Annotated in this window: 19 protein-coding genes; 7 read left to right on the top strand and 12 right to left on the bottom strand. The window is 69.5% G+C overall.

The genetic code is table 11. From position 1 onward, the window contains the following. Positions 1–2 precede the first annotated feature (2 nt). The 4 genes from GGR24_RS09065 to GGR24_RS09080 are packed head-to-tail and all read right to left on the bottom strand — an operon-like array spanning position 3 to position 2,781. The gene (locus GGR24_RS09065) at positions 3–956 is read right to left on the bottom strand and encodes a hypothetical protein (protein ID WP_183395009.1); all 954 of its coding nucleotides are present in this window, start codon (positions 954–956) and stop codon (positions 3–5) included. After that, a complete protein-coding gene (exbD, locus tag GGR24_RS09070) occupies positions 943–1,380 on the bottom strand; it encodes a TonB system transport protein ExbD (RefSeq protein WP_183395010.1) in 438 nt (145 codons plus the stop codon). The genes GGR24_RS09065 and exbD overlap by 14 nt, the downstream gene beginning before the upstream one ends. A 4-nt stretch (positions 1,381–1,384) precedes the next feature. Continuing rightward, the gene (gene exbB, locus GGR24_RS09075) at positions 1,385–2,356 is read right to left on the bottom strand and encodes a tonB-system energizer ExbB (RefSeq protein WP_183395011.1); all 972 of its coding nucleotides are present in this window, start codon (positions 2,354–2,356) and stop codon (positions 1,385–1,387) included. Then, the gene (locus GGR24_RS09080) at positions 2,353–2,781 is read right to left on the bottom strand and encodes a hypothetical protein (RefSeq protein WP_246398180.1); all 429 of its coding nucleotides are present in this window, start codon (positions 2,779–2,781) and stop codon (positions 2,353–2,355) included. Before GGR24_RS09080 ends, exbB begins: the two co-directional genes overlap by 4 nt. Before the next feature lie 452 nt (positions 2,782–3,233). Here GGR24_RS09080 and GGR24_RS09085 point away from each other — a divergent pair, with 452 nt between their 5' ends. Further along, positions 3,234–4,403: an HlyD family secretion protein gene (locus tag GGR24_RS09085; RefSeq protein ID WP_343066228.1), complete on the top strand. Its 1,170-nt coding sequence runs from the start codon at positions 3,234–3,236 to the stop codon at positions 4,401–4,403. Positions 4,404–4,430: 27 nt separating this feature from the next. Beyond that, the gene (locus GGR24_RS09090) at positions 4,431–6,086 is read left to right on the top strand and encodes a DHA2 family efflux MFS transporter permease subunit (RefSeq protein ID WP_183395013.1); all 1,656 of its coding nucleotides are present in this window, start codon (positions 4,431–4,433) and stop codon (positions 6,084–6,086) included. 7 nt (positions 6,087–6,093) lie between these two features. Here the strand turns inward: GGR24_RS09090 and GGR24_RS09095 are convergent, their stop codons facing one another. The 3 genes from GGR24_RS09095 to GGR24_RS09105 form a co-directional block, all read right to left on the bottom strand. After that, positions 6,094–7,419 carry an NAD(P)/FAD-dependent oxidoreductase gene (locus GGR24_RS09095; protein ID WP_343066229.1) on the bottom strand — a complete coding sequence of 442 codons (1,326 nt, stop codon included), beginning with the start codon at positions 7,417–7,419 and terminating at the stop codon, positions 6,094–6,096. Further along, positions 7,416–7,712 carry a GIY-YIG nuclease family protein gene (locus tag GGR24_RS09100; RefSeq protein ID WP_183395014.1) on the bottom strand — a complete coding sequence of 99 codons (297 nt, stop codon included), beginning with the start codon at positions 7,710–7,712 and terminating at the stop codon, positions 7,416–7,418. Before GGR24_RS09100 ends, GGR24_RS09095 begins: the two co-directional genes overlap by 4 nt. A 73-nt stretch (positions 7,713–7,785) precedes the next feature. Further along, positions 7,786–9,189, bottom strand: coding sequence for a glutamine synthetase family protein (locus GGR24_RS09105; protein WP_183395015.1), 1,404 nt, complete (start codon positions 9,187–9,189; stop codon positions 7,786–7,788). A gap of 351 nt (positions 9,190–9,540) precedes the next feature. On the opposite strand from GGR24_RS09105, the gene GGR24_RS09110 reads away from it, so the two are divergent. The 4 genes from GGR24_RS09110 (at position 9,541) to GGR24_RS09125 (ending at position 13,836) form a co-directional block, all read left to right on the top strand. Next, entirely contained in the window at positions 9,541–10,647 is a 1,107-nt protein-coding gene (locus GGR24_RS09110; protein WP_183395016.1) for a polyamine ABC transporter substrate-binding protein, read from the top strand. A 178-nt stretch (positions 10,648–10,825) separates the two neighbouring features. Continuing rightward, positions 10,826–11,992: an ABC transporter ATP-binding protein gene (locus tag GGR24_RS09115; RefSeq protein ID WP_183395017.1), complete on the top strand. Its 1,167-nt coding sequence runs from the start codon at positions 10,826–10,828 to the stop codon at positions 11,990–11,992. Positions 11,993–12,034: 42 nt separating this feature from the next. Then, positions 12,035–13,018, top strand: a complete 984-nt coding sequence (locus GGR24_RS09120; RefSeq protein WP_183395018.1) for an ABC transporter permease — start codon at positions 12,035–12,037, stop codon at positions 13,016–13,018. After that, positions 13,015–13,836 carry an ABC transporter permease subunit gene (locus tag GGR24_RS09125; protein ID WP_183395019.1) on the top strand — a complete coding sequence of 274 codons (822 nt, stop codon included), beginning with the start codon at positions 13,015–13,017 and terminating at the stop codon, positions 13,834–13,836. The genes GGR24_RS09120 and GGR24_RS09125 overlap by 4 nt, the downstream gene beginning before the upstream one ends. A gap of 3 nt (positions 13,837–13,839) precedes the next feature. Here GGR24_RS09125 and GGR24_RS09130 read toward each other — a convergent pair whose 3' ends face one another. Beyond that, positions 13,840–15,543 (bottom strand): AsmA family protein, encoded by a 1,704-nt coding sequence (locus tag GGR24_RS09130; protein ID WP_183395020.1) that lies wholly within the window; start codon positions 15,541–15,543, stop codon positions 13,840–13,842. 148 nt (positions 15,544–15,691) lie between these two features. Between GGR24_RS09130 and GGR24_RS09135 the strand changes: the two genes are divergently transcribed. Further along, on the top strand, positions 15,692–17,650 hold the full coding sequence (locus GGR24_RS09135; protein WP_428978224.1) for an acetoacetate--CoA ligase: 1,959 nt from the start codon (positions 15,692–15,694) through the stop codon (positions 17,648–17,650). A gap of 163 nt (positions 17,651–17,813) precedes the next feature. Here the strand turns inward: GGR24_RS09135 and GGR24_RS09140 are convergent, their stop codons facing one another. The 4 genes from GGR24_RS09140 to fabA form a co-directional block, all read right to left on the bottom strand. Beyond that, a complete protein-coding gene (locus GGR24_RS09140) occupies positions 17,814–19,076 on the bottom strand; it encodes a beta/alpha barrel domain-containing protein (RefSeq protein ID WP_183395022.1) in 1,263 nt (420 codons plus the stop codon). Positions 19,077–19,131: 55 nt separating this feature from the next. Then, positions 19,132–19,959: an enoyl-ACP reductase FabI gene (gene fabI / locus GGR24_RS09145; protein ID WP_183395023.1), complete on the bottom strand. Its 828-nt coding sequence runs from the start codon at positions 19,957–19,959 to the stop codon at positions 19,132–19,134. Between the two features lie 153 nt (positions 19,960–20,112). Further along, positions 20,113–21,324 carry a beta-ketoacyl-ACP synthase I gene (gene fabB / locus GGR24_RS09150; RefSeq protein WP_183395024.1) on the bottom strand — a complete coding sequence of 404 codons (1,212 nt, stop codon included), beginning with the start codon at positions 21,322–21,324 and terminating at the stop codon, positions 20,113–20,115. A 60-nt stretch (positions 21,325–21,384) separates the two neighbouring features. Then, positions 21,385–21,906 carry a 3-hydroxyacyl-[acyl-carrier-protein] dehydratase FabA gene (gene fabA / locus GGR24_RS09155; RefSeq protein WP_183395025.1) on the bottom strand — a complete coding sequence of 174 codons (522 nt, stop codon included), beginning with the start codon at positions 21,904–21,906 and terminating at the stop codon, positions 21,385–21,387. Positions 21,907–22,091: the final 185 nt, after the last annotated feature.

Below are 22,091 nucleotides of genomic sequence, written 5' to 3' on the forward strand. Positions count from 1 at the left end.
GCTCAGCGTGCCGAGAAGTTGATCGGCAGCGAATAGGTCTTGGACGCGCCGGGCATCTCCGGCGGCATCGGCGGGAACGAGCCGGCGGCGCGCCGCAGCATGGCCTGCGCCTCGGCCGCGGCCGGAGCGGGGCCCGACGCCGAAACGCCAGAGACGCGGCCTGACCGGTTCACCGTGAATGTCAGCATCGCGCGGCCCGAGAAGGTCGTGCCGGAGCGCTTCTGGGCCGCCACCGCCGCCCGGATCCTCGAGCCGTAATTCGCGGCCGCCGCGCGCGCTGCGCCGGCGTTCGCGGACGCGCCGCCCTGCCCGCCGGCCTGCGTCGGAACCGTGGCGGGCCTCGGCCTGTCGGCGGTCCGTACGGCCGGCTTCTCGGTGGGCTTGCGCTTCACCGGCTTCGGGGTCTCCCGCTTGGCGACCGGCTTCACATCCGGCTTCCGCGGCTCCGGCGTCTCCTCCCGGGCGACGACGGTGCGCTCCGGCGGCAGGGAAACGGCGGCCTCGACGTCGTCGGGCGTCATCACGTCGTCGGCCGCCACCATGTCGGTCTCGACAGGCTGCGCCTCCTCGACCGTCTCGACAGGCGTATCCTGCACGTCCTCGGGCGGCGCGACCTCGGCCGTGACGGGCTGATCCTCCAGCGGCGGCGTGTCCTGGAGCTCTTCGAGCTGCTCGACTTCCTGCGGCTTGGTCTCGTCCGCGCTCTCCGGCGTGAGCGGCTGCGTCTCGTTCGCGCCGGCTTCGAGCGTCTGCGCGGCGCCGGAGGCCGGCGGCGGCGTCAGGTCCAGCTCGATCGCGGTTTCGGTCTCGCCGCCCACCGGCGAGGGCGCTTCGTTCAGCAGCACCACCGCGATGCCGACATGGGCGGCCAGCACCGCCACGCCGGCGAGCGCCCAGCGCCTCCAGTCCGGTCCGCCTGCTCCGCCGTCCAGGCTGAGCGCGTCAACGGCCGCCATCGGTCCCGGCGCTCTCCAGCGCCACCAGCGCCACCTTCAGATAGCCCGCCCGCCTGAGCTCGTTCATGACCTTGGTGAGCTCGCCATAGGGAACCGTCTTGTCCGCCCGCAGGAAGATGCGCTGTTCGCGGTCGCCGCCGGTCTTGTTCTGCAGCATCGGCGCGAGTTGCGCCTGATCGATCAGCTCGGAGCCGAGCGCCAGCTTCATGTCGGACTTGATGGTCAGATAGACGGGCTTGTCCGGGCGCGGCTGGCGCGGCGCGTTGGAGGAGGGCAGGTCGACGCCGACGTCGACGGTCGCCAGCGGCGCCGCCACCATGAAGATGATGAGCAGCACGAGCATGACGTCGATGAACGGCGTGACGTTGATCTCATGCGTCTCGGCGAGGTCGTCCCCGCCGGCGTCGTCGAGCCGAACCCCCATGGGTCTACTCCGCCGCGGCCGACAACCGGGGCGCGTCGATCCGGTCGAGGTCGCGGCTCACGAGCCGCAGCACCGCCGCCGCGGCGTCCGCCAGGAGGGCGCGGTGTCCGCTGATCGCGCGGGCGAACACGTTGTAGATGACCACCGCCGGAATCGCCGCCACGAGGCCGATCGCGGTGGCCAGCAGCGCTTCCGCGATGCCGGGCGCGACCACGGCGAGGTTGGTCGTCTGCGCGTTCGAGATGCCGATGAAGGAATTCATGATGCCCCAGACCGTGCCGAACAGGCCCACGAAGGGCGCCGTCGAGCCGATCGTCGCCAGAAGGCCGGTGCCGATCGTGAGCCGCCGGCCCGCCTGGGCCTCGAGCCGCGACAGGTGCGAGGCCACGCGTTCCTTGACGCCCTCGGGCGACAGACCGTCCTGGGAATAGAGGATCTCGGCGTCGGCGGCCTCGACGAAGGCCGGCACCGGGCCCTTCGCGCCCTCCAGCACCTGACGGGCCTCCTCCAGCGTCCGGGAGGCGCCGAGCGCGGCGAGCGCGGCCTTGGCGCGGCGGTTCGCCGCCATCAGCTCCAGCGACTTCGCCAGCCAGACCGTCCAGGTGACCAGAGAGGCGAAAGCGAGGCCGAGCATCACCGCCTTCACGACCCAGTCCGCGGCCAGGAACATGCCGAGCGGCGAGAGGTTGTGCGGCAGGTTCGAGGCGCCGACGGAGGGCAGGCTGGGCTCGTCGGCGGCGGGGCCCGACGGGGGCGCAGCCAAGGTCTGGTGGTCTTGGGGCGCGCCGGTCGCCGGCGCCGGGGCGGCGTTCGCCGGCGGCTGGCCGGGCTCGGTCGCCTGCACTTCCTCGGCCGGCGGCAACGCCTGCACGGCCGGCCGGGCGCTCTCGGCCCCGCCTTGGGCCCATGCCGGGCTCAGGCTGAGCAGGACCAGCGCCGAGGCCAGGGCGGCCGCCAGGCCGCGACGCGCCGTCATTTGCCGAACTCCACGCCCTTCACGCGCGAGGTCGTCGTCACCAGGGCGAGGCAGTCCTGCTCGCCGCCGCAGGCGGTGACGTCGTTCAGCAGCACGCGGCTGAGGCCTTCGCAGGCCACTTCGGCCGCGTCGAACAGCTTCACCGCGGTCTTGGAGGCGCGCAGCGGGCCGGCCTCGACCGCCAGACGGCGCGAGATCACGCCCTCCTTGTCGAAGAAGACGAGATCGAGCTTGAGGCTGTCGATCGCCTTTTCGCCCGGGTTCGCGACGACGAGCGAGACCCGGCAGGCGCTGTCCCGCGGCTCGAGCCGGTTGAGCTCGATCGAGACGGGGGAAGCCGCCGCTGAGGACGCGACGGCGAGGGCGGCGAACAGAACGCCGCCGGTGACGCCTGCCGCAAGGCGCGTGGCTTCGGATCGCGACAACGGGTTACTCCCTGACCGCCTGAAAACCGCTCCGAAGCCGAATAAGCGCACACGGGTCCCACATCAAGGCGACTCTGACAAATGAGAATCCTTCAAATTCCAAGGTCGAGCGGCTCCTCTGGCGCACCACGCCGCGCGCCTCGCCGTTCGACGGCGGCCGAGCCGCTCCGACGCCCGACCCGCGCCGCGAGATTTGATCGCCCGCCGCGGCGGGCAACGCCGAGCGTCCGCCCCCTGTGGGCGCCCCCAAGGCGGAGGCGCGGTCCTCCTCCGTATCTCCTCCGACCGCCACGTCTCAGGCGTCATTGACCGAACGGTTCGGTCATCTTGCGGCCGAGGGGGCTCTGCGCTAGCTTTCCCGTTGACCGAACGGTTCGGTCAGAGCTTCCGCCCTGCGATGACGGGTCGTCGCAGGCAGCCAGGGGACAGCTTCCATGCAAAGGCCTCGCCTTGTGACGGCAGCCCCCGCCGCCCCGATCGACCGCCGCGAGACCCGGCCCGACGCGCCTGCCGCGGACGAGGCGGCGCCGGACGCGGCCGGCGCCCGAAGCCGCTTCGGTGGCCGCAAGGCTCTGCTCGGCGCGGCCGTGGCGGCCGCGATCGCGGCGGGCGGCTGGTACGGCTACGACTGGTGGGTCGACGGCCGGTTCCTGGTCGAGACCGACGACGCCTATGTGGGCGCCGACATGGCGGTGATCGCGCCCAAGATCTCCGGCTACGTGGCCGCGGTGGCGGTCGGCGACAACGCCTCCGTCAAGGCCGGCGCGCCGCTCGTGACCATCGACCAGGCGGACTTCAGGCTCGCGCTGCAGGCGGCCGAGGGCAAGATCGCGACCCAGCAGGCGTCGATCGATCGCTTCGACAGCCAGATCGCCGCCGCCGAGGCGCAGATCGCCCAGGCGAAGGCCCAGGTCGACTCGACGAACGCCGATCGCGAGCGCGCCGCGGCCGACTATGACCGCGCCCAGCAACTCGTGAAGTCCAGCTATGGCAGCAAGCAGGCGCTCGATCAGGCCAAGGCCGACCGCGACCGCGCGGTTGCGGCGGTCGAGGCGGCGCGCGCCGGGGTGGCCGCCGCGGAGGCCAACCGCGCGGTCCTGGCCGCGCAGAAGGGCGAGGCGCAACGCACGCTGCAGGAGCTCGAGACGGCCCGCGCGCAACGGCAGCGCGATCTCGACGCCACGCTCATCGCCGCTCCCTTCGACGGCGTCGTCGGCAACAAGGCGGTGCAGGTCGGCGACTATGTGACGCCCGGCAAGCGGCTGATGGCGGTCGTGCCGCTCGACCGGGTCTATGTCGACGCGAACTTCAAGGAGACCCAGCTCGCCGACGTCCAGCCGGGCGCGAAAGTGAGGCTCTCGGTCGACGCCTATCCCGAGCACGACGTGACGGGGATCGTCGACAGCCTCGCGCCGGCCTCGGGGGCTCAGTTCAGCCTGCTGCCGCCCGAGAACGCCACCGGCAATTTCACCAAGATCGTGCAGCGCGTTCCGGTCCGGATCCGGGTCGACCCGGAGGATGTCGCGAAAGGCAGGCTGCGGCCCGGCCTGTCCGTGATCGCCTCCGTCGACACGCGCACTGCGCCCAAGCTTACGTCAGGCGCCGCCGACCAGCGGCGCTGACGTAGTCCCCGCGTCCGAGACCTCGTCATGAGCGACGACGCTGCTCCTCCAGGCGGTCGTACGGCTGTCGAACCGACCCGCGTCCCCACGGGGTCGGCGGCCGGCTCGGCGGGCGCCTCGGGCGCGGGGAATCCGCCATCCGAACCGAAGGTCACGCCGCGGCGGCTGATCGCCTTCCTGGCGCTCGTCTTCGGCATGTTCATGGCGATCCTGGACATCCAGATCGTCTCGTCCTCGCTCTCGGAGATCCAGGCCGGCCTTTCGGCGAGCCCGGACGAGATCTCCTGGGTCCAGACCAGCTATCTGATCGCCGAAGTGATCATGATCCCGCTGTCCGGCTATCTCGGCCGGGCGCTGTCGACGCGGGTGCTGTTCACCATCTCGGCCGCCGGCTTCACGCTGGCGAGCGCGCTCTGCGCCACGGCCACGACGCTGCCGGAGATGATCGTCTACAGGGCGATCCAGGGCTTCATCGGCGGCGGGATGATCCCGACCGCCTTCGCGGCCGCCTACACGATCTTCCCGAAGCGCCACCAGCCGGCGATCATGGCGCTGGTCGGTCTGACGGTGACGCTCGCGCCCACGGTCGGACCGACGATCGGCGGCTATCTGACCGAGCTGCTCTCCTGGCACTGGCTGTTCCTGATCAACCTCGTGCCGGGCGCGGCCGCCACGTTGCTCGCCTGGACGCTGGTCGATTTCGACGAGCCGGAGCACGAGTTGCTGCGGCGGCTGGACTACCTGGCGCTGGTCGCGCTCGCTGTGTTCCTCGGCAGCCTCGAATACATCCTGGAGGAGGGGGCCCGCGACGACTGGTTCCAGGACGCCGCCATCCGCTACCTCACGGTCGCCAGCGTCCTCGGCGGCGCGCTGTTCTTCTGGCGCTGCTTTGCGGCCAGGACCCCGCTGGTGGACCTTGCGGCCTATCGCGACCGCAATTTCGCCGGCGGCTCGCTGCTCACCTTCGTCATGGGCATCGGGCTCTACGGCATGACCTATCTCTATCCGGTCTTCCTCGGCCGGGTTCGCGGCTACGACTCGCTGCAGATCGGCGAGACGGTGTTCGTCTCCGGCCTGTTCATGTTCCTCACCGCGCCCGTGGTGGGCGTGCTGTCGCGCAGGGTCGACCCCCGCTACATGATCAGCGCGGGTTTCCTGGGCTTCGGCCTGTCCTGCATCGACCTCACCTACATCACCAGCGACTGGGCGTTCGGCGAGCTGTTCGTGCCGCAGATGCTGCGCGGCGTGTCGCTGATGCTCTGCATGGTGCCGATCAACATCGTGTCGCTCGCGACCCTGCCGCCGTCGAAGCTCAAGAACGCCAGCGGGCTGTTCAACCTGATGCGCAATCTCGGCGGCGCGTTCGGGCTCGCCTTCATCAACACCTTCCTGAACGACCGTCAGGACCTGCACATGCTGCGGCTGCGCGAGCACGTGGTCTGGGGCCGGCAGGTCGCGGAGGAGCGGCTCGCCGGCATGGCGGCGAGCCTTGCGCCCCGGATGGGCTCGGACGCCGAACTCGCGGCGGTCCGGCAGTTCTCGAACATGGTTCGCCAGCAGGGCCTGGTGCTGGCCTTCGGCGATCTGTTCTGGGCGATGACGATCCTGTTCGGCGCCATCGTGCTGCTGGTGCCGCTCGTCCGCCGCCCGAACCCGGGGGCCGCCGCGGCGCCGGCTCACTGAGGCCCGGTCACAGCCGGTCGCGCAGCGCGTAATAGCTCATCGCGGCGACCAGCAGCGGTCTGCGCAGCCATCGCCCGCCCGGGAAGGCCGGAACCGGCAGCCGCGACAGCAGGTCGAAACGCTCCAGCCGCCCCGCGACCGCTTCGGCCAGGATCTTGCCGAACATCGGCCCGAGCAGAACGCCCTGGCCCGAATAGCCGGCGGCGACCAGCACGTTGCGCCGGATGGCGCGCACGAAGGGCTGGCGGGTCGGCGTGATGCCCAGCACGCCGCCCCAGGCGTGCTCGATCGCGACGTCGCGCAGCTGCGGGAAGACCTTCAGCATGTGACGGCGCACGATCGGCGCGATTTCGGCCGGAAGCGTGGTCGAATAGGTCTCGCCGCCGCCGAACAGCAGCCGGCCGTCCGGCGTCGGGCGGTAGTAGTAGACGACGAACCGGCTGTCCGAGACCGCCGCGCGGCTGGTCAGGACCTCGCGCAGCCGATCGCCGAGCGGCGCGGTCGCGGCGATGTGGTTGGCGATCGGGGCGACATGCGCCTCGACTGCGGGCTCCACGCCTTCGAGCAGCCCGTCGGTGCAGATCAGCGCCGTGTCGGCCGAAACGGTCCCGCCGTCGGTCTCCAGCGTGACCCGCGCCCCATGCCGGATGCGGCGGACGCCCGAGTTCTCGTGCACCCGCGCGCCGGCGGCCTCCGCCACGCGGGCGAGCCCGAAGACCAGCGCCAACGGATCGAGATGGCCGCCGCCATGGTCGATCGAGCCGCCATGGTAGTTCTCGCTCTTCACGAGCGCGCGCAGCTGCTCGCGGTCGAGCGGCTCGATCAGGCCATAGCCGTAGTCCTCGGCGAGCTTGTGCGCATAAGCGTGGGTCTCCGCGACGTAGGACGCCTTGTGGTCGGCGTGGATCAGCCCGGCCTCGTAGCGGCAGTCGACGCCGCGCCGCTCGATCGTGTCGCGCAGCAGGACCTTGGCCTCTTCGGCGAGCTCCCAGAGCTTCCGGGCGTCGTCGCGCCCCGCGATCCGCTCGAGCTCGTCCTGCTCGCGGCGCTGCCCGGTGTGGACCTGGCCGCCATTGCGGCCCGACGCGCCCCATCCGACGCGCGCCTGCTCCAGCACCACGACCGAGACTCCCCGCTCGGCGAGATGAAGCGCGGCCGACAGTCCGGTGAACCCGGCGCCGACGATCGCCACGTCCGCCCGGAGGTCGCCCTCCAGCCGTGGCCGTTCGGGCGGCGGCGGGTTGGCGGCGGCGTAATAGGAGGCGGCGGGCGGGAAGGCGGTCGCAGCGCCGTCATCCCGGCCGAGCGCAGCGAGAGCCGGGATCGTTCTCACAATCGGCCGATCTCCTCGTACAGGTCACGCCAGTCGGGATTGTCTTTCTCGATCAATTCGATCTTCCATGCCCGGCGCCACCGCTTGATCTGCTTCTCTCTGACGATCGCCGCCTCCGCATTGCTGTGAGGCTCGCACCAGACCAGACGATCAACGTTGTACCTGGCCGTGAAACCGCGCACGGCATGCTCGCGATGCCGCCAGATCCGCTTCGGCAGGTTGCTGGTGACGCCCACATAGAGGGGGCCGTCCTTCCGTGTGGCGAGGAGGTAGACGAAGAACCTCTTCTCCATCGGCTCCCTCCTCGCGCCACGTTCTGGGAACGGTCCCGGCTCTGCGCGGCTTCGCCGCTCGGCCGGGATGACGCTAGACGTTCAGAAGCAGATATTCCCGCTCCCAGGGGCTGATCACCCGCATGAAGGTCTCGAACTCGGCGCGCTTGATGGCCGCGAAGGTCTGCACGAAGGTCCGGCCGAAGACCGACTGCAGCGGGCCGCAGTCCTCGAAGGCCGAGACCGCCTCCAGCAGGCCGCGCGGCAGGTCGTAGTCGAGCCCGTAGGCCGATCCGTCGATCGGCTCGGAGGGCGTCAGGCCCTCCACCATCCCGAGATAGCCGCAGGCGAGCGTCGCGGCGATCGCCAGATACGGGTTGGCGTCCGACGACGGCACCCGGTTCTCGACGCGCCGCGCCTCCGGCCCCGAGGGCGGCACGCGGATGCCGGTGGTGCGGTTGTCGTAGCCCCATTGCACGTTGATCGGCGCCGAGGAATGCCGGGTCAGGCGCCGGTAGGAGTTCACGTAAGGCGCGAGCAGCGTCATCACGGTCGGCATGTACTTCTGGGTGCCGGCCAGGAAGGCGAAGAACTCCGACGAGGGCTTGCCCTGGTCGTCCGAGAAGATGTTGCGCCCGGTCTTGGCGTCGCGCACCGACTGGTGGATGTGCATGGCCGAGCCGGGCTGGTTGGCGATCGGCTTGGCCATGAAGGTCGCGTACATCGAGTGCTTCAGCGCAGCCTCGCGGATGGTGCGCTTGAACAGGAACACCTGGTCGGCGAGCGCGAGCGGGGCGCCATGCCGCAGGTTGATCTCCATCTGCGCCGCGCCCTCCTCGTGGATGAGCGTGTCGATCTCGAGCCCCTGCGCCTCCGAGAAGTCGTAGATGTCCTCGAACAGTTCGTCGAACTCGTTGACCGCCGAGATCGAGTAGGACTGGCGCCCGGTCTCGGGCCGGCCGGAGCGGCCGATCGGCGGCTCGAGCGGATAGTCCGGATCGGTGTTCGGCTTGACGAGGTAGAACTCGATCTCCGGGGCCACGACGGGCGACCAGCCCTTGTTCTCGAACAGATCCGAGACCCGCCGCAGCAGCGCGCGCGGCGAGACCTCGACGGGCCGGCCGTCCCGGTGGAAGGCGTCGTGAATGATCTGCCCGGTCGGATCGGACGCCCAGGGCACCACCGAGAGGGTGGAGAAATCCGGCTGGAGGACGAGGTCGCTGTCCGCCGGGTCGCCGCCGCCCGGCGCGTCCTCGTCGGCGTAGCCGCCCGCGATGGTCTGATGGAAGATCGACGACGGCATGTTCATCGTCGGCGACTGGAAGAACTTCTGCGCGGGCATTATCTTGCCGCGGGCCACCCCGGCCTGGTCGGGCACGAGGCATTCGAGCTCCTCGATGCCGCGCTCGGCGACCCAGTCGCGCGCCGCGGCGGCGTCGGCGGCTCCGCGGCGATCGGCGATGGCCTCCCGCAGCTCGGCGCGCTTTTTCTTGCTCATCTCGTGACTTCCGAACGTCTACCGTCCAACCCGCAGCGGCGGAGCGGCGGCGACCCGAACCGGGCAGCGGCGAGGCCGCCGGCGTGACGCCGTGGCCGTGCTGCGTTGAGGGCGGCTCCCGGATCGGGTCGGGAAGGAAGGCTGAGCCGCCCCGCGGCGACCGAGCCGCCGGACGCCGGCGAGCCGGCGCAGGCCGGAGCCTGCCCGACCGCTCGCGCCAAATCAATCCATCGACGCGGTTGCACTGGCGCGGAAATAGGCCCGCAAATCGGTTGTGCGCCCTGACGCGCGAGGCTAGCCTTTTGGGGTCGTGCCCTCGCGACGGTCGAGGGAGTCAGGGGATCTCGCGTAATGACGATCAGAGGATTGGTGGGCGCCTGCCTGGCCGCTTTCGGCCTCGCGAGCGGCGCGGTCGGGGGCGCGCTGGCGGCTGGCAAGGAAGTCAGGATCTACAACTGGTCGGACTATATCGACCCGCAGATCCTGAAGGACTTCGAGGCCGAGACCGGCATCAAGGTCGTCTACGACGTCTTTGACTCCAACGAGATCCTGGAGACGAAGCTCCTGACCGGCAAGACCGGTTACGACCTCGTGGTTCCGACCGCCACCTTCCTGTCGCGGCAGATCAAGGCGGGCGTGTTCCAGAAGCTCGACAAGTCGAAGCTGCCCAACCTGGTCAACGCCTGGCCGGAAATCTACGAGCGGGTCGCAAAGTACGACCCGGACAACGCCTATTCGATCAACTACATGTGGGGCACCACCGGCATCGGCTACAATGTCGACAAGGTGAAGAAGGCGTTTCCGGACGCGCCGCTCGACAGCTGGAGCCTGGTCTACGATCCGGCCAATCTGCAGAAGCTGTCCAAGTGCGGCGTCATGCTGCTCGACAGCCCTGAAGACCTGCTCCCGTCGGTGCTCACCTATCTGGGCCTGCCGCCGGACTGGTCGGACGTGAAGAACGTCCAGAAGGCCGCCGATCATCTGGCGAAGCTGAAGCCCTACATCACCAAGTTCCACTCCTCCGAATACATCAACGCTCTCGCGAACGGGAACGTCTGCGTCGCGGTCGGCTACTCGGGCGACATCCTCCAGGCCAAGAGCCGCGCCGCCGAGGCCGACAAGGGCGTGAAGGTCGAGTATTCGCTCCCGAAGGAGGGCGCGCAGCTCTGGTTCGACCAGATGGCCATGCCGGCCGACGCGCCGCACCCGGAGGAGGCGCACGCCTTCATCAACTACATGCTGAAGCCGGAGGTCGCCGCCAAGGCGTCCAACTTCGTGCAGTACGCCAACGGCAATCTGAAGTCGCAGGAGTTCCTCGACGCGGAGGTCAAGGACAACCCGTCGATCTATCCGACCCCGGAGGTGTTCGCGCGGCTCTACACCGTGCCGACCATCGAGGACCCGAAGATCCAGCGCGCTCTCACCCGGGCGTGGACCAAGGCCAAGAGCGGGAAGTGAGCTGACGTGACCGTCATCCCGGACGACGGCTTGGCCGTCGATCCGGGATCGTCCTCAGGACTTGGCGCAGTTTCGAGCCGCCACGTCTGAGGACGATCCCGGCTCTCCGCTTCGCGCCGGCCGGGATGACGAGTTTTCAGTCGCGCCCTTGCTTCCATCTTCCTCTCCGGATCACCCAATGGCGCTGAAGCCCGCCCAGAAAGCTCTCGGTCCGATCCGGCGCTCCTTCGCGCCCTGGCTCGATCCGAGCGCTGTCCCACTGATCCGTTTCGAGAACGTCGTGAAGCGCTTCGGCGACTTCACGGCGGTCGACGACGTCTCGCTCGACATTCACGAGCGCGAGTTCTTCGCCCTGCTCGGGCCTTCGGGCTGCGGCAAGACGACCCTGATGCGGATGCTCGCGGGCTTCGAGGCCCCGACTTCGGGGCGCATCACGCTCGCCGGCAAGGACCTCGCGGGCGTGCCGCCCTATCGGCGACCCGTGAACATGATGTTCCAGTCCTACGCCCTGTTTCCGCACATGACGGTCGCGCAGAACATCGCGTTCGGGCTGAAGCAGGACGGCATGCCGAAGCCCGAGATGGAGGCGCGCGTCACCGAGATGCTGCGGCTCGTGAAGCTCGAACCGTTCGCCAGCCGCAAGCCGCACCAGCTTTCCGGCGGCCAGCGCCAGCGCGTCGCGCTGGCGCGCTCGCTGGCCAAGAAGCCGAAGGTGCTGCTGCTCGACGAACCCCTCGGCGCGCTCGACAAGAAGCTGCGCGAGGAGACCCAGTTCGAGCTGATGGACCTTCAGCAGGATCTCGGACTGACCTTCCTGATCGTCACCCACGACCAGGAGGAGGCGATGACGGTCGCCGACCGCATCGCGGTGATGAACCACGGCAAGCTCGTCCAGGTCGCGACTCCGGGCGAGATCTACGAACAGCCGAATTGCCGCTACGTCGCGGACTTCATCGGCGACATCAACCTGTTCGAGGGAACCGTGACGAGCGCCCAGGGCGGCCTCGTCCGGCTGAAATCGCCGGAAGCGGGGGCGGAGTTCGTCACCGCGAGCGAGGCCGCGCTGCAGCCGGGCGCGGAGGTCGCGCTCGCGGTCCGGCCGGAGAAGATGAGGGTGTCGCTCGAGCCGCCGCCGGCGGAGGCGACGAACCCGCTCAGGGGAGAGGTCTGGGACATCGCCTATCTGGGCGACTGGACCGTCCTGCTGATCAAGGTCGAGGGCACCGAGAAGATCGTGCGCGTCAGCCGGGCCAACGTCACGCGCAGCGAGGCGCGGCCGATCGGTTGGGACGACAAGGTGTTCCTGTGGTTCGCGCCGGACGCCGGCGTCCTGCTGAAGTCCTGAGCGCGGCCGTGAGGGCCGCACGGGCGGGAGGCTGACCGCGCCATGACCGACGTTCTCACGCCCGATCCGGAGGCGCCGCGGGCGGTCGCGGCCGCGGGCCCTCAGGCGGCAGCCGAGCCCCTTGGCGCCGGTGGCTGGAAGCGCTGGCTGCTGATCGGGATCCCCTATCTGTGGCTGCTCGCGCTGTTCCTCGCGCCGTTCGCGATCGTCCTGAAGATCTCGCTGTCGCAGACCACGATCGCGCAGCCGCCCTATGAGCCGGTGCTCGACCTCGCCGCCGGCTGGCAGGGGCTGGTCGACTTCGTGTCCGGCCTCCACCTCGAGAACTACTCGATCCTGTTTGAGGACGAGATCTACGTCGCCTCCTATCTCTCGAGCCTCAAGATCGCGGCGATCTCCACGCTGCTGGCGCTCCTGATCGCCTATCCGATGGCCTACGGCATGGCGCGGGCGCCGAGAAGCATCCGGCCGACCCTGCTGATGGCCGTCATCCTGCCGTTCTGGACCTCGTTGCTGATCCGCGTCTACGCCTGGATCGGCATCCTCAATCCGGACGGGCTGCTCAACGCCTTCCTGATGTGGACCGGGGCGATCAGCGAGCCGCTCTACATCATGAACACCGAGACGGCCGTCTATATCGGCATCGTCTATTCCTACCTGCCGTTCATGGTGCTGCCGCTCTATTCGAGCCTCGAGAAGCTCGACGAGACGCTGCTTGAGGCGGCGGCCGATCTCGGATCGCCGCCTTGGCGCGCCTTCTGGCAGATCACGGTGCCGCTCTCGCTGCCGGGCGTGGTGGCCGGCTGCTTCCTGGTGTTCATCCCGGCCGTCGGCGAGTTCGTGATCCCCGATCTGCTCGGCGGCTCGGAGACCCTGATGATCGGCAAGACGCTCTACAACGAATTCTTCCTCAACCGCGACTGGCCGGTGTCCTCCGCCATCGCCGTGCTGCTGCTGCTGGTGCTCGTCGTGCCGATCGCGATCTACAACAACGTCCAGGCCAAAGAGCTCGGGGGCAAGGCGTGAGAAACGGCCTCTCCTCGATCAACCTCGTGGCGCTGACTTTCGGCTTCGCCTTCCTGTATCTGCCGATCGTCCTTCTGGTGATCTACTCGTTCAACGCCTCGCAGCTCGTCACCGTCTGGGGCGGATTTTCGACCCGCTGGTACGTTTCGCTGTGGCACAACGAGCAGCTGCTCGAGGCCGCCTGGGTGACGCTGCGCGTCGGCCTGATCTCGGCGACGCTTGCGACCGCGCTGGGAACGCTCGGGGCGATCACGCTCGTTCGCATGGGACGCTTCCGGGGACGCACGCTGTTTTCCGGAATGGTCTACGCGCCGCTCGTGATGCCGGAGGTGATCACTGGCCTCTCCATGCTCCTGCTGTTCGTGGCCGTGGGGCTCGACCGCGGCTTCTTCACGCTCATGCTGGCGCACGTCACCTTCTCGATGTGCTTCGTGGCGGTCGTGGTGCAGTCGCGGCTGGTGTCGTTCGACAGGAGCCTTGAGGAGGCCGCGCAGGACCTCGGCTGCCCGCCGGTGAAGACCTTCTTCGTCGTCACCCTGCCGATCATCCTGCCGGCGATCGTCTCCGGCTGGATGCTCGCCTTCACGCTCTCGATCGACGATCTGGTGATCTCGCAGTTCACCACGGGGCCCGGCGCGACCACGCTGCCGATGCGGATCTACTCGTCGGTCCGGCTCGGGGTGAAGCCCGAGATCAACGCGGTCTGCACGATCCTGATCGCGATCGTGACCACCGGCGTGATCATCGCCTCGATCGCCACCAAGCGGGCCGAGAACGAGCGGCTCAGGGCGGAGCGCGCCGCGGCCGCCGGCCGCTGAGAGCTACTCGCCGGAAGCGCGAGCCTCGCCGGCGGCCAACGCGGCCTTGAGTTTCGGCGCCAGGAAGGAGCCCTCCAGCCGCACAGGCAGAACCCATTTGCCGTTCGGCGGCCGCACCGAGCCCTGCAGCTTCAGCTCGCGCTCGACGAGCCGCGCCTCCCCGGCGAGCGTCAGGGTCGCGTCCTCGCCGACGATCGACAGATCCCTCGTGTAGGCGACGCCCTGCTTGACCTCGATCGTCGCCTGAGCCGCGCTCACCTTCATCGCGCCGCGCAAGCCTGCGAGCGTCAGGGCGCGGCCCTTTCCGCCAGCATAGAACGTGCCGTCCGCGATATGCGCCTCGGCGCGACCATGCAGGCTCGCCACGACGGCGGCGATCGAGGCGCCGGCGCCTTCGATCGAGAGTTCGCCCGAGAGCGAGCCGGTCAGCACGGGGGCGGTCACGAAACGCCGCAGCGCCGCCTGAAGGTCGACCCCGGAGAGCGCGCCTTCGACGCGGATGCGGACGCCGCGTGGATCGCGGCTCAGCGAAAGCCGGCCCCCGACCGTGCCGTCATAGGCCTCGGCCTCGCCGATCGCGACGTCGAGGCTGTCATTGGCGACCGAGATCGTGGCCGCCGTCTCGCCGATCCGAAGATCGCCCAGGCGGATCTGGTCGGCGGACAGCCGCAGGTCCAGATCGTAGCCCTTGACCGGTTTGAGATCGATCCGCTTCGGGTTCCAGCCGCCGCCTTCGTCCCGAAGGGCGGGCGCGATGCCGTTCACATACGGGTCGAGATCGAGCCGGCCGGTGTCGAGCGTGGCCTCGATGCTCGGCCTGCCGTTCTCGAGCGTCAGCCGCCCGGCGCCGAAGAACGCGCCGCCCTCGAGGTTCAGCTCCGCGTTCGAAACCGCAAAGCCCTCATGATCCGCGGTGGCCCGGCCGGTGAGCGAAAATCCGGTGAGCGGCGAACTGCGCCGGGGCGCGGGCGCGCCGAGCCATCTCAGCGTCTCGCGCAGCGAGGCCGCCCGTGCGCTGATGTCTCCCGACAGCCGCGGGCCGTCCGCGAGGCTCGCGTCGCCGTCGAACACCAGCGAGGCGCCGCCGCCCTCGACGCGGGCGCGGAACGGCGAGGCCTCGCCGCGCGCCAGCGCCGCCGGGTCGGTCAGCGCGAGGGCCGCCTCGACCTGGCGGTCGCCCAGAAGTCCGAACCCCGAGGCCGACAGGGCGCGTCCCGCGCTCGGCCACACGAGGCTGGCGTCGACCTTCTCCAGGGTCCGCGCGCCCCAACTGAGCCGGGCGTCGACCAGCCGGATCGACGGATAGGCGGCGGAATGCGCGCCGGCGGCGAGCGTCGCGGAGGTGAACTCGGCGAGCGGCGCGCGATCGAGCGCCACCTTGGCGCCGATCAGCGTGACGTCGCGGGCCTCTATCCTGCCGGCGAGCAGCGGCAGGATCCGCGGCGAGGAGGTCAATCTTCGAGCGGTGGCGAAAGGCGGCTCGCCGTCCTGGGAGATCCGCACGCCCTCGAGCGTCACGCGCGGCGTCGGGAAGAATCTCACCACCGGCTGCTGGTCGGACTCGATCCGCAGCCCGGACGCGTCGCGCAGCGCCGCCAGAACGGCCGCTTCCGCGCCCTGGACGGGCGCTCTTGCGACGCTGAGGCAGACGGCCGCGACAAGGGCGGCCGCAGCCGCCGCGAGGCCGATGGCGGCGACGCGACGCATCGAATTGCGATCCTTCCGATGATTGAGCCGGTTTAACGCCTCGCGCTTATACCGCTGCGCGAATTAGGCTCAAAATGGCTTGGGGGCCCGCTACCTTTCGCAAGCATGCACGTAGCCGGCCAGCGCCGCCTGGGAGCTCCGCATGACGATTGACGCCGAAGCGCCGCTCTGGATCCCGCCGCTGTCGCGCACGGCGGCGAGCGCGATGCGGGATTTCGCGGACCGGGCCGCCGCGCGCGCCCGGCGGCCGCTCAGGACGTTCCGTGATCTTCACGCCTGGTCGATCGAGGACCGCGCCGGCTTCTGGGACCTGGTTTGGGATTTCTGCCGGATCGTCGGCCACAAGGGCGAGCGGGTTCTGGAGAACGGCGACGCGATGCCGGGCGCTCGGTTCTTCCCGGACGCGCGGCTGAACTTCGCCGAGAACCTGCTTCGCACGTCGGGCCCGGGCGACGCGATCGTGTTCCGCGGCGAGGACAAGGCCGAGGCGCGGCTCAGCTGGGACGAGCTTCGCGCGCAGGTCTCGCGCATCCAGCAGGCGCTCGCGGCCGCGGGCGTCGGCGAGGGCGACCGGGTCGCGGCCATGATGCCGAACAGGCCCGAGACGATCGCCTTCATGCTGGCGACCGCCTCGCTCGGGGCGATCTGGTCGTCCTGCTCGCCGGACTTCGGCGAGCGAGGCGTGCTCGACCGCTTCGGCCAGATCGAGCCGAAGGTGTTCGTCACGGTCGACGGCTACTGGTACGCCGGCAAACGGATCGAGATCGCCGGCAAGCTGAAGTCCATCGTGGACGAACTGCCGACCGTCGAGCGCACCGTCGTCACGCCCTATCTCGGCGAAGCCGACGAGGTCGCGGCGGGCCTGCGCGACGGGGTTTCGCTGGAGGGCTTCCTCGAGGGCTTCGAAGCGCGCGCGCCCAGCTTCGCGCGGCTGCCCTTCGACCACCCGCTGTTCATCCTGTTCTCCTCCGGCACGACGGGCGTTCCGAAATGCATCGTGCACTGCGCGGGCGGCGCGCTGCTGCAGCTCGTCAAGGAGCACAAGCTGCATTGCGACAACCGGCCGGGCGACCGGGTGTTCTACTTCACCACCTGCGGCTGGATGATGTGGAACTGGCTCGTCGTCGGGCTCGCGGCCGAGGCCACGCTGCTGCTCTATGACGGCTCGCCGTTCCATCCGGCGCCCACCGTGCTGTTCGACTTCGCGCAGGCCGAGCGGATGACGTTCTTCGGCACGTCCGCCAAGTGGATCGACGGCGCCAGGAAGCAGGGCCTGCGGCCGCGCGACACCCATGATCTTTCGAGCGTGCGGGTGATGGCCTCCACAGGCTCGCCGCTCGCGGCCGCGAGCTTCGACTGGGTCTATGAGGCGGTGAAGCCCGACATACAGCTCGCCTCGATCTCCGGCGGCACCGACATCGTCTCCTGCTTCGTGCTCGGCAATCCGCTCGAGCCGGTCTGGCGCGGGGAGATCCAGGGACCCGGGCTCGGCCTCGCGATGGCGACGCTCGACGACGACGGCCGGCCGCTCGCCGCCGGCAAGGGCGAACTGGCCTGCCTGAAGCCGTTCCCGACCATGCCGATCGGCTTCTGGAACGACCCGGACGGCGCGAAGTACCACGCGGCCTATTTCGATCGTTTCCCGAACGTCTGGGTGCATGGCGACTTCGCCGAATGGACCCCGCATGGCGGGATGATCATCCATGGCCGCTCGGACGCGACCCTCAACCCCGGCGGCGTGCGGATCGGCACCGCCGAGATCTACGCGCAGGTCGAGAAGCTGGATGAGGTCGCGGAGGCGATCTGCATCGGCCAGGATTACGACGGCGACGTCCGGGTGGTGCTGTTCCTGCGCCTCAAGGAGGGCGTCAGCCTCGACGAAGAGCTGATCAAGCGCGTGAAGGCCCGCATCCGCGAAGGCGCATCGCCGCGCCACGTGCCGGCGAAGATCGTGGCCGTGACGGACATCCCGCGCACCAAATCCGGCAAGATCGTCGAGCTCGCGGTGCGCGAGGTGGTGCACGGCCGGCCGGTGAAGAACAAGGAGGCGCTCGCCAACCCGGAAGCGCTCGCGCTGTTCGAGAAGCTGGAGGCGCTGCAGGATTGATGAAGGGCGCTCACCCGCAGAAGGGCAGGATCGCCTCGGGGATAGGACGTCATGGTCCGGCTTGACCGGACCATCCACGTTGAAGGCGTGCTCCACGTCCGACGCGGGTCTTCCGGTCAAGCCGGAGGATGACGGCGGTGGTGCGGGTGGAACGGCGACTTGCTCACGCCAGCTTCAGGAACTCCCGCCCCGCCTTCACGAGATCGAACGCCTTCCACCCGCCGCTTCCGTCCGGCAGCTCGTAGCGCACGATGTCGGCCGTGGCGTAGGTCCGCGACAGGCGCGACGGCAGGAAGGAGCCGGTGCCGACGACGTCGACCGGCGCCGACAGGTTGCCGAACGCGCGGCACTTCAGCGTGTCGAAGCCGGACGACGCCACGATCCGCGCCTCGTGGAAGCCGGCCTCGTCCAGCGCCTTGCGGAAGTGGACGGCGGCCGCGGCCGTGACGCCGGTTCCGAACAGGAGCTTGTCGCGGACCTCGTCGGCCGACATGGCGCCGGCCTCCTCGAACTCGCTGCCGGCGACCGCGAGCCGCGCGACCTCGGCGGGCGTCTTGCAGTCCGTCCAGGCCAGAAGGGTCCGGACGCTCTCGTCCCAGTCGAGCCCCTCGAGATGGCGGCCGCCATGGGTGTCCAGCCGGAAGGCGAGCCGCTTTCCCGCGCGGCCGGGGCCGTCCGGGCCGTAGAACCAGCCGCAGACGGCGAGCGCGTCCGAGACCTCGCGACCGTCATAGTCGTTGAGGACGGTGTAGCTCTCCTCCTCGGGGAACTGCGCGACGTAGAGCTTGGCCGCCTCGAGGGTGGCGCTCTCGACCTCCGGATCGCGGCCGGCGGCGAGCATCCGGGCCTTGGCGTAGCCGATCAGCGAATGCGGCATCGTGCCGAGCCCCTGCGGCGTGCCGAACAGCGGCGCGGCGATGTCGGTCGAGGTGCCGACGAAGCCCTTCGCGCCCGTCAGCTGCGCAGCGCGGGAGCCTACCGCTGCGCCGTAGGAGCAGGCGAGATGCATGTCGTCGCCGGTCGTGTGGCGGGCCTCCATGGCGAGGAAGGCGGCCCCAGGCAGCGCGACGCACATCGAAAAGGCGTTCTGGGCGGACACGCAGGGGAAGCCGATCCGCTGCAGCAGCAGCGTCTCGATCGGCGACAGCGCGGCGAGCGAGCCGGCGACATAGAGCATCGGCAGCCCGGCCGTCAGCGGGGCGCCTTCCGGGACGACGCGGGTGATCTCGAGCGGGATCGCGGCGTCGGCGGGATAGACCTGCCTCAGGAAGTCGACCGCGGGGTCGATCGCCACCACCACGTCGGTCCGCAGGAACACCGCATAGGTCGCCCGCGCGTCGCCATGGGCGGCGAGGATCTCCGCCGTCTTCGCGAAGTACTTGTCGGTCCGCCGTGCTACGAAATCCGGACCGGGAGCGCTGGTCATCGCCTTGCGGGCTCCCAGAGGGCGGCCGGCCGGGCGCCGGACCGCATGGCGGGACTCAGTCCTCGGCCTTGGCTTCCGCGGCGTCGATCGTCTTGAGCGCCGCCGGGTTCGGCATCGAGATGATGTTGTAGCCGGCGTCGACGAAATGGATCTCGCCGGTCACGCCGGCCGAGAGCGGCGACAGCAGGTAGAGCGCGGCGCCGCCGACGTCCTCGATCGTCACCGGCCGCCGCAGCGGCGAATGGCGGCGCTGGAAATCGTACATCAGGCGCGCGTCCGCGATGCCCGCGCCCGCAAGCGTGCGCACCGGGCCGGCGGAGATCGCGTTCACGCGGATTCCCTGCGGGCCGTAATCGGCCGCGAGATAGCGGACGCTGGCCTCGAGCGCGGCCTTGGCGACGCCCATCACGTTGTAGTTCGGCATGACGCGCGTCGCGCCGCCATAGGTCATCGTCAGCATCGAGCCGCCGGCGGGCATGATCTCCGCCGCGCGCTTGGCGAGCTCGGTGAACGAGAAGGCCGAGATCACCATCGTGCGGGAGAAGTTCTCGCGCGTGGTGTCGGCGTAGCGGCCCTTGAGCTCGTTCTTGTTCGAGAAGCCGATCGCGTGGACCAGGATGTCGAGCTCGCCCCAGCGCTCCTTGAGCGCGTCGAAGACGGCGCCGACCGAGGCGAGATCCTCGACGTCGCAGGGCAGCACGATGTCCGAGCCGAGGCTCGCCGCCAGCGGGCGCACGCGCTTGCCCAGCGCCTCGCCCTGATAGGTGAAGGCGATCTCGGCCCCCGCCTGGCTCAGCGCCTTTGCGACCCCCCAGGCGATCGAGTGGTCGTTGGCGACGCCCATGACGAGCGCGCGCTTGCCTGAAAGAAGTCCGGCGACCATGGGGTCCCCCGTGGTTTCGCCGGAGACAACCCGCGTCATCCCGGCCGAAGCGAAGCGGAGAGCCGGGATCGTTCTCCGGATCCGGCGGCTCGTCTGAAGACGATCCCGGGTCGGCCTAAGGCCGCCCGGGATGACGTTCTGCGATCGGGCCCGTCACACCCGCTCGAACACCAGCGTGGCGTTGGTGCCGCCGAAGCCGAAGGAGTTCGACATCACGGCGTTCAGCTTCACGTCGTCCTTGCGCTCGCGCAGGATCGGCATGTCGGCGAACGCCGGGTCGAGCTCCTCGATGTTGGCGCTCTCGGCCATGAAGCCGTTCTGCATCATCAGCAGCGAGTAGATCGCCTCCTGCACGCCGGCGGCGCCGAGCGAGTGGCCGGTGAGCGACTTCGTGGCCGAGATCGGCGGGCACTTGTCGCCGAACACCGCGCGCAGCGCCTCGATCTCCTTGAGATCCCCGACCGGCGTCGAGGTCGCGTGCGGGTTGACGTAGTCGATCGGGTTCCGGGTCGTGGCCAGCGCCATCTTCATGCAGCGCATCGCGCCTTCGCCGGACGGCGCGACCATGTCGTAGCCGTCCGAGGTGGCGCCATAGCCGGTGAGCTCGGCGTAGATCTTCGCGCCGCGGGCCTTGGCGTGCTCCAGCTCCTCGAGCACCAGGACGCCGGCGCCGCCGGCGATGACGAAGCCGTCGCGGTCCTTGTCATAGGCGCGGCTGGCGACCGCCGGGCGATCGTTGAAGCGGCTCGACATCGCGCCCATCGCGTCGAACAGGACGGACAGGGTCCAGTCCAGCTCCTCGCAGCCGCCCGCGAACATCATGTCCTGCTTGCCGAGCTGGATCTGCTCGGCGGCGTTGCCGATGCAATGCGCCGAGGTCGAGCAGGCCGACGAGATCGAGTAGTTCACGCCCTTGATCTTGAACCAGGTGGCGAGCGTGGCGGAGGCGGTCGAGGACATCGCCTTCGGCACCGCGAAGGGTCCGACGCGCTTCGGCCCCTTCTCGCGCGCGATGTCGGCGGCCTCGACGACCGTCTTCGTGGACGGGCCGCCCGATCCCATGATGATGCCGGTGCGCTCGTTGGAGATGTCGCTCTCCTCGAGGCCGGCGTCGCGGATCGCCTGATCCATGGCGACATGGTTCCAGGCCGTGCCGCCGGCGTGGAAGCGCATCGCGCGCCGGTCCACCACCTCGCTGGGATCCAGGGTCGGGGCGCCCTCGACCTGACAGCGGAAGCCGCGCTTGGCGTATTCCTCAGCGAACGAGATGCCGGACTTGGCTTCCCGCAGGGACGCCAGAACTTCCTGGGTCGAGTTTCCGATCGAGGAGACGATCCCCATCCCGGTGACGACGACGCGCTTCACGTGAAGCCTCCTATGGGCCGGCCTCGCGCGGAGCGCGCCGGACAAGATGTGTTTCCGGCTTCAGCCGGGCGCGGCGCCGGCCTTGAACAGGCCGACCTTCAGGTCCTTGGCCTGATAGATGGTCTCGCCATCCGCCTGCAGCCAGCCGTCGGCGATGCCGAGCACCAGCCGGCCGCGCACCACGCGCTTGAAGTCGACGCCGTAGACGACCTTCTTCACGCTCGGCAACACCTGGCCGGTGAATTTGATCTCTCCGGTCCCGAGCGCGCGGCCGCGGCCCTCGCCGCCGATCCAGCCCAGGAAGAAGCCGGTCATTTGCCACAGCGCGTCGAGCCCGAGGCAGCCGGGCATGACCGGATCGCCCTTGAAGTGGCAGTCGAAGAACCAGAGGTCCGGTTTGACGTCGAGTTCGGCGCGCACGAAGCCCTTGTCGGCCGGGCCGCCCGTCTCGGAGATCTCCGAGATGCGATCGAACATCAGCATCGGCGGCAGGGGCAGCTGCGCATTGCCCTGCCCGAACAGCTCGCCCCGCCCGCACGCGAGCAGATCCTCGTACTCGTAGCTCGACCGCCGCTCATTCATGTAGATTTTCAATCTCCTCGCGGCGACCGCCGCCGTCCTCACGGCGCGGGTCTCCGCCCGTCGCGCGCCCTCCTAGCACACATGCCGGAGAGCCGTGAAGCGTTCCGGCGAGACGAGCGGTTGCCCCGGCTGCCGTGAAATTGTATCTTTCCGGGAAGGTTCAGGTCGTCGCCTGGCCCTCTTCT

The organism is Hansschlegelia beijingensis (assembly GCF_014196425.1).
In the GTDB taxonomy this organism is placed as follows: Bacteria; Pseudomonadota; Alphaproteobacteria; order Rhizobiales; family Methylopilaceae; genus Methylopila; species Methylopila beijingensis.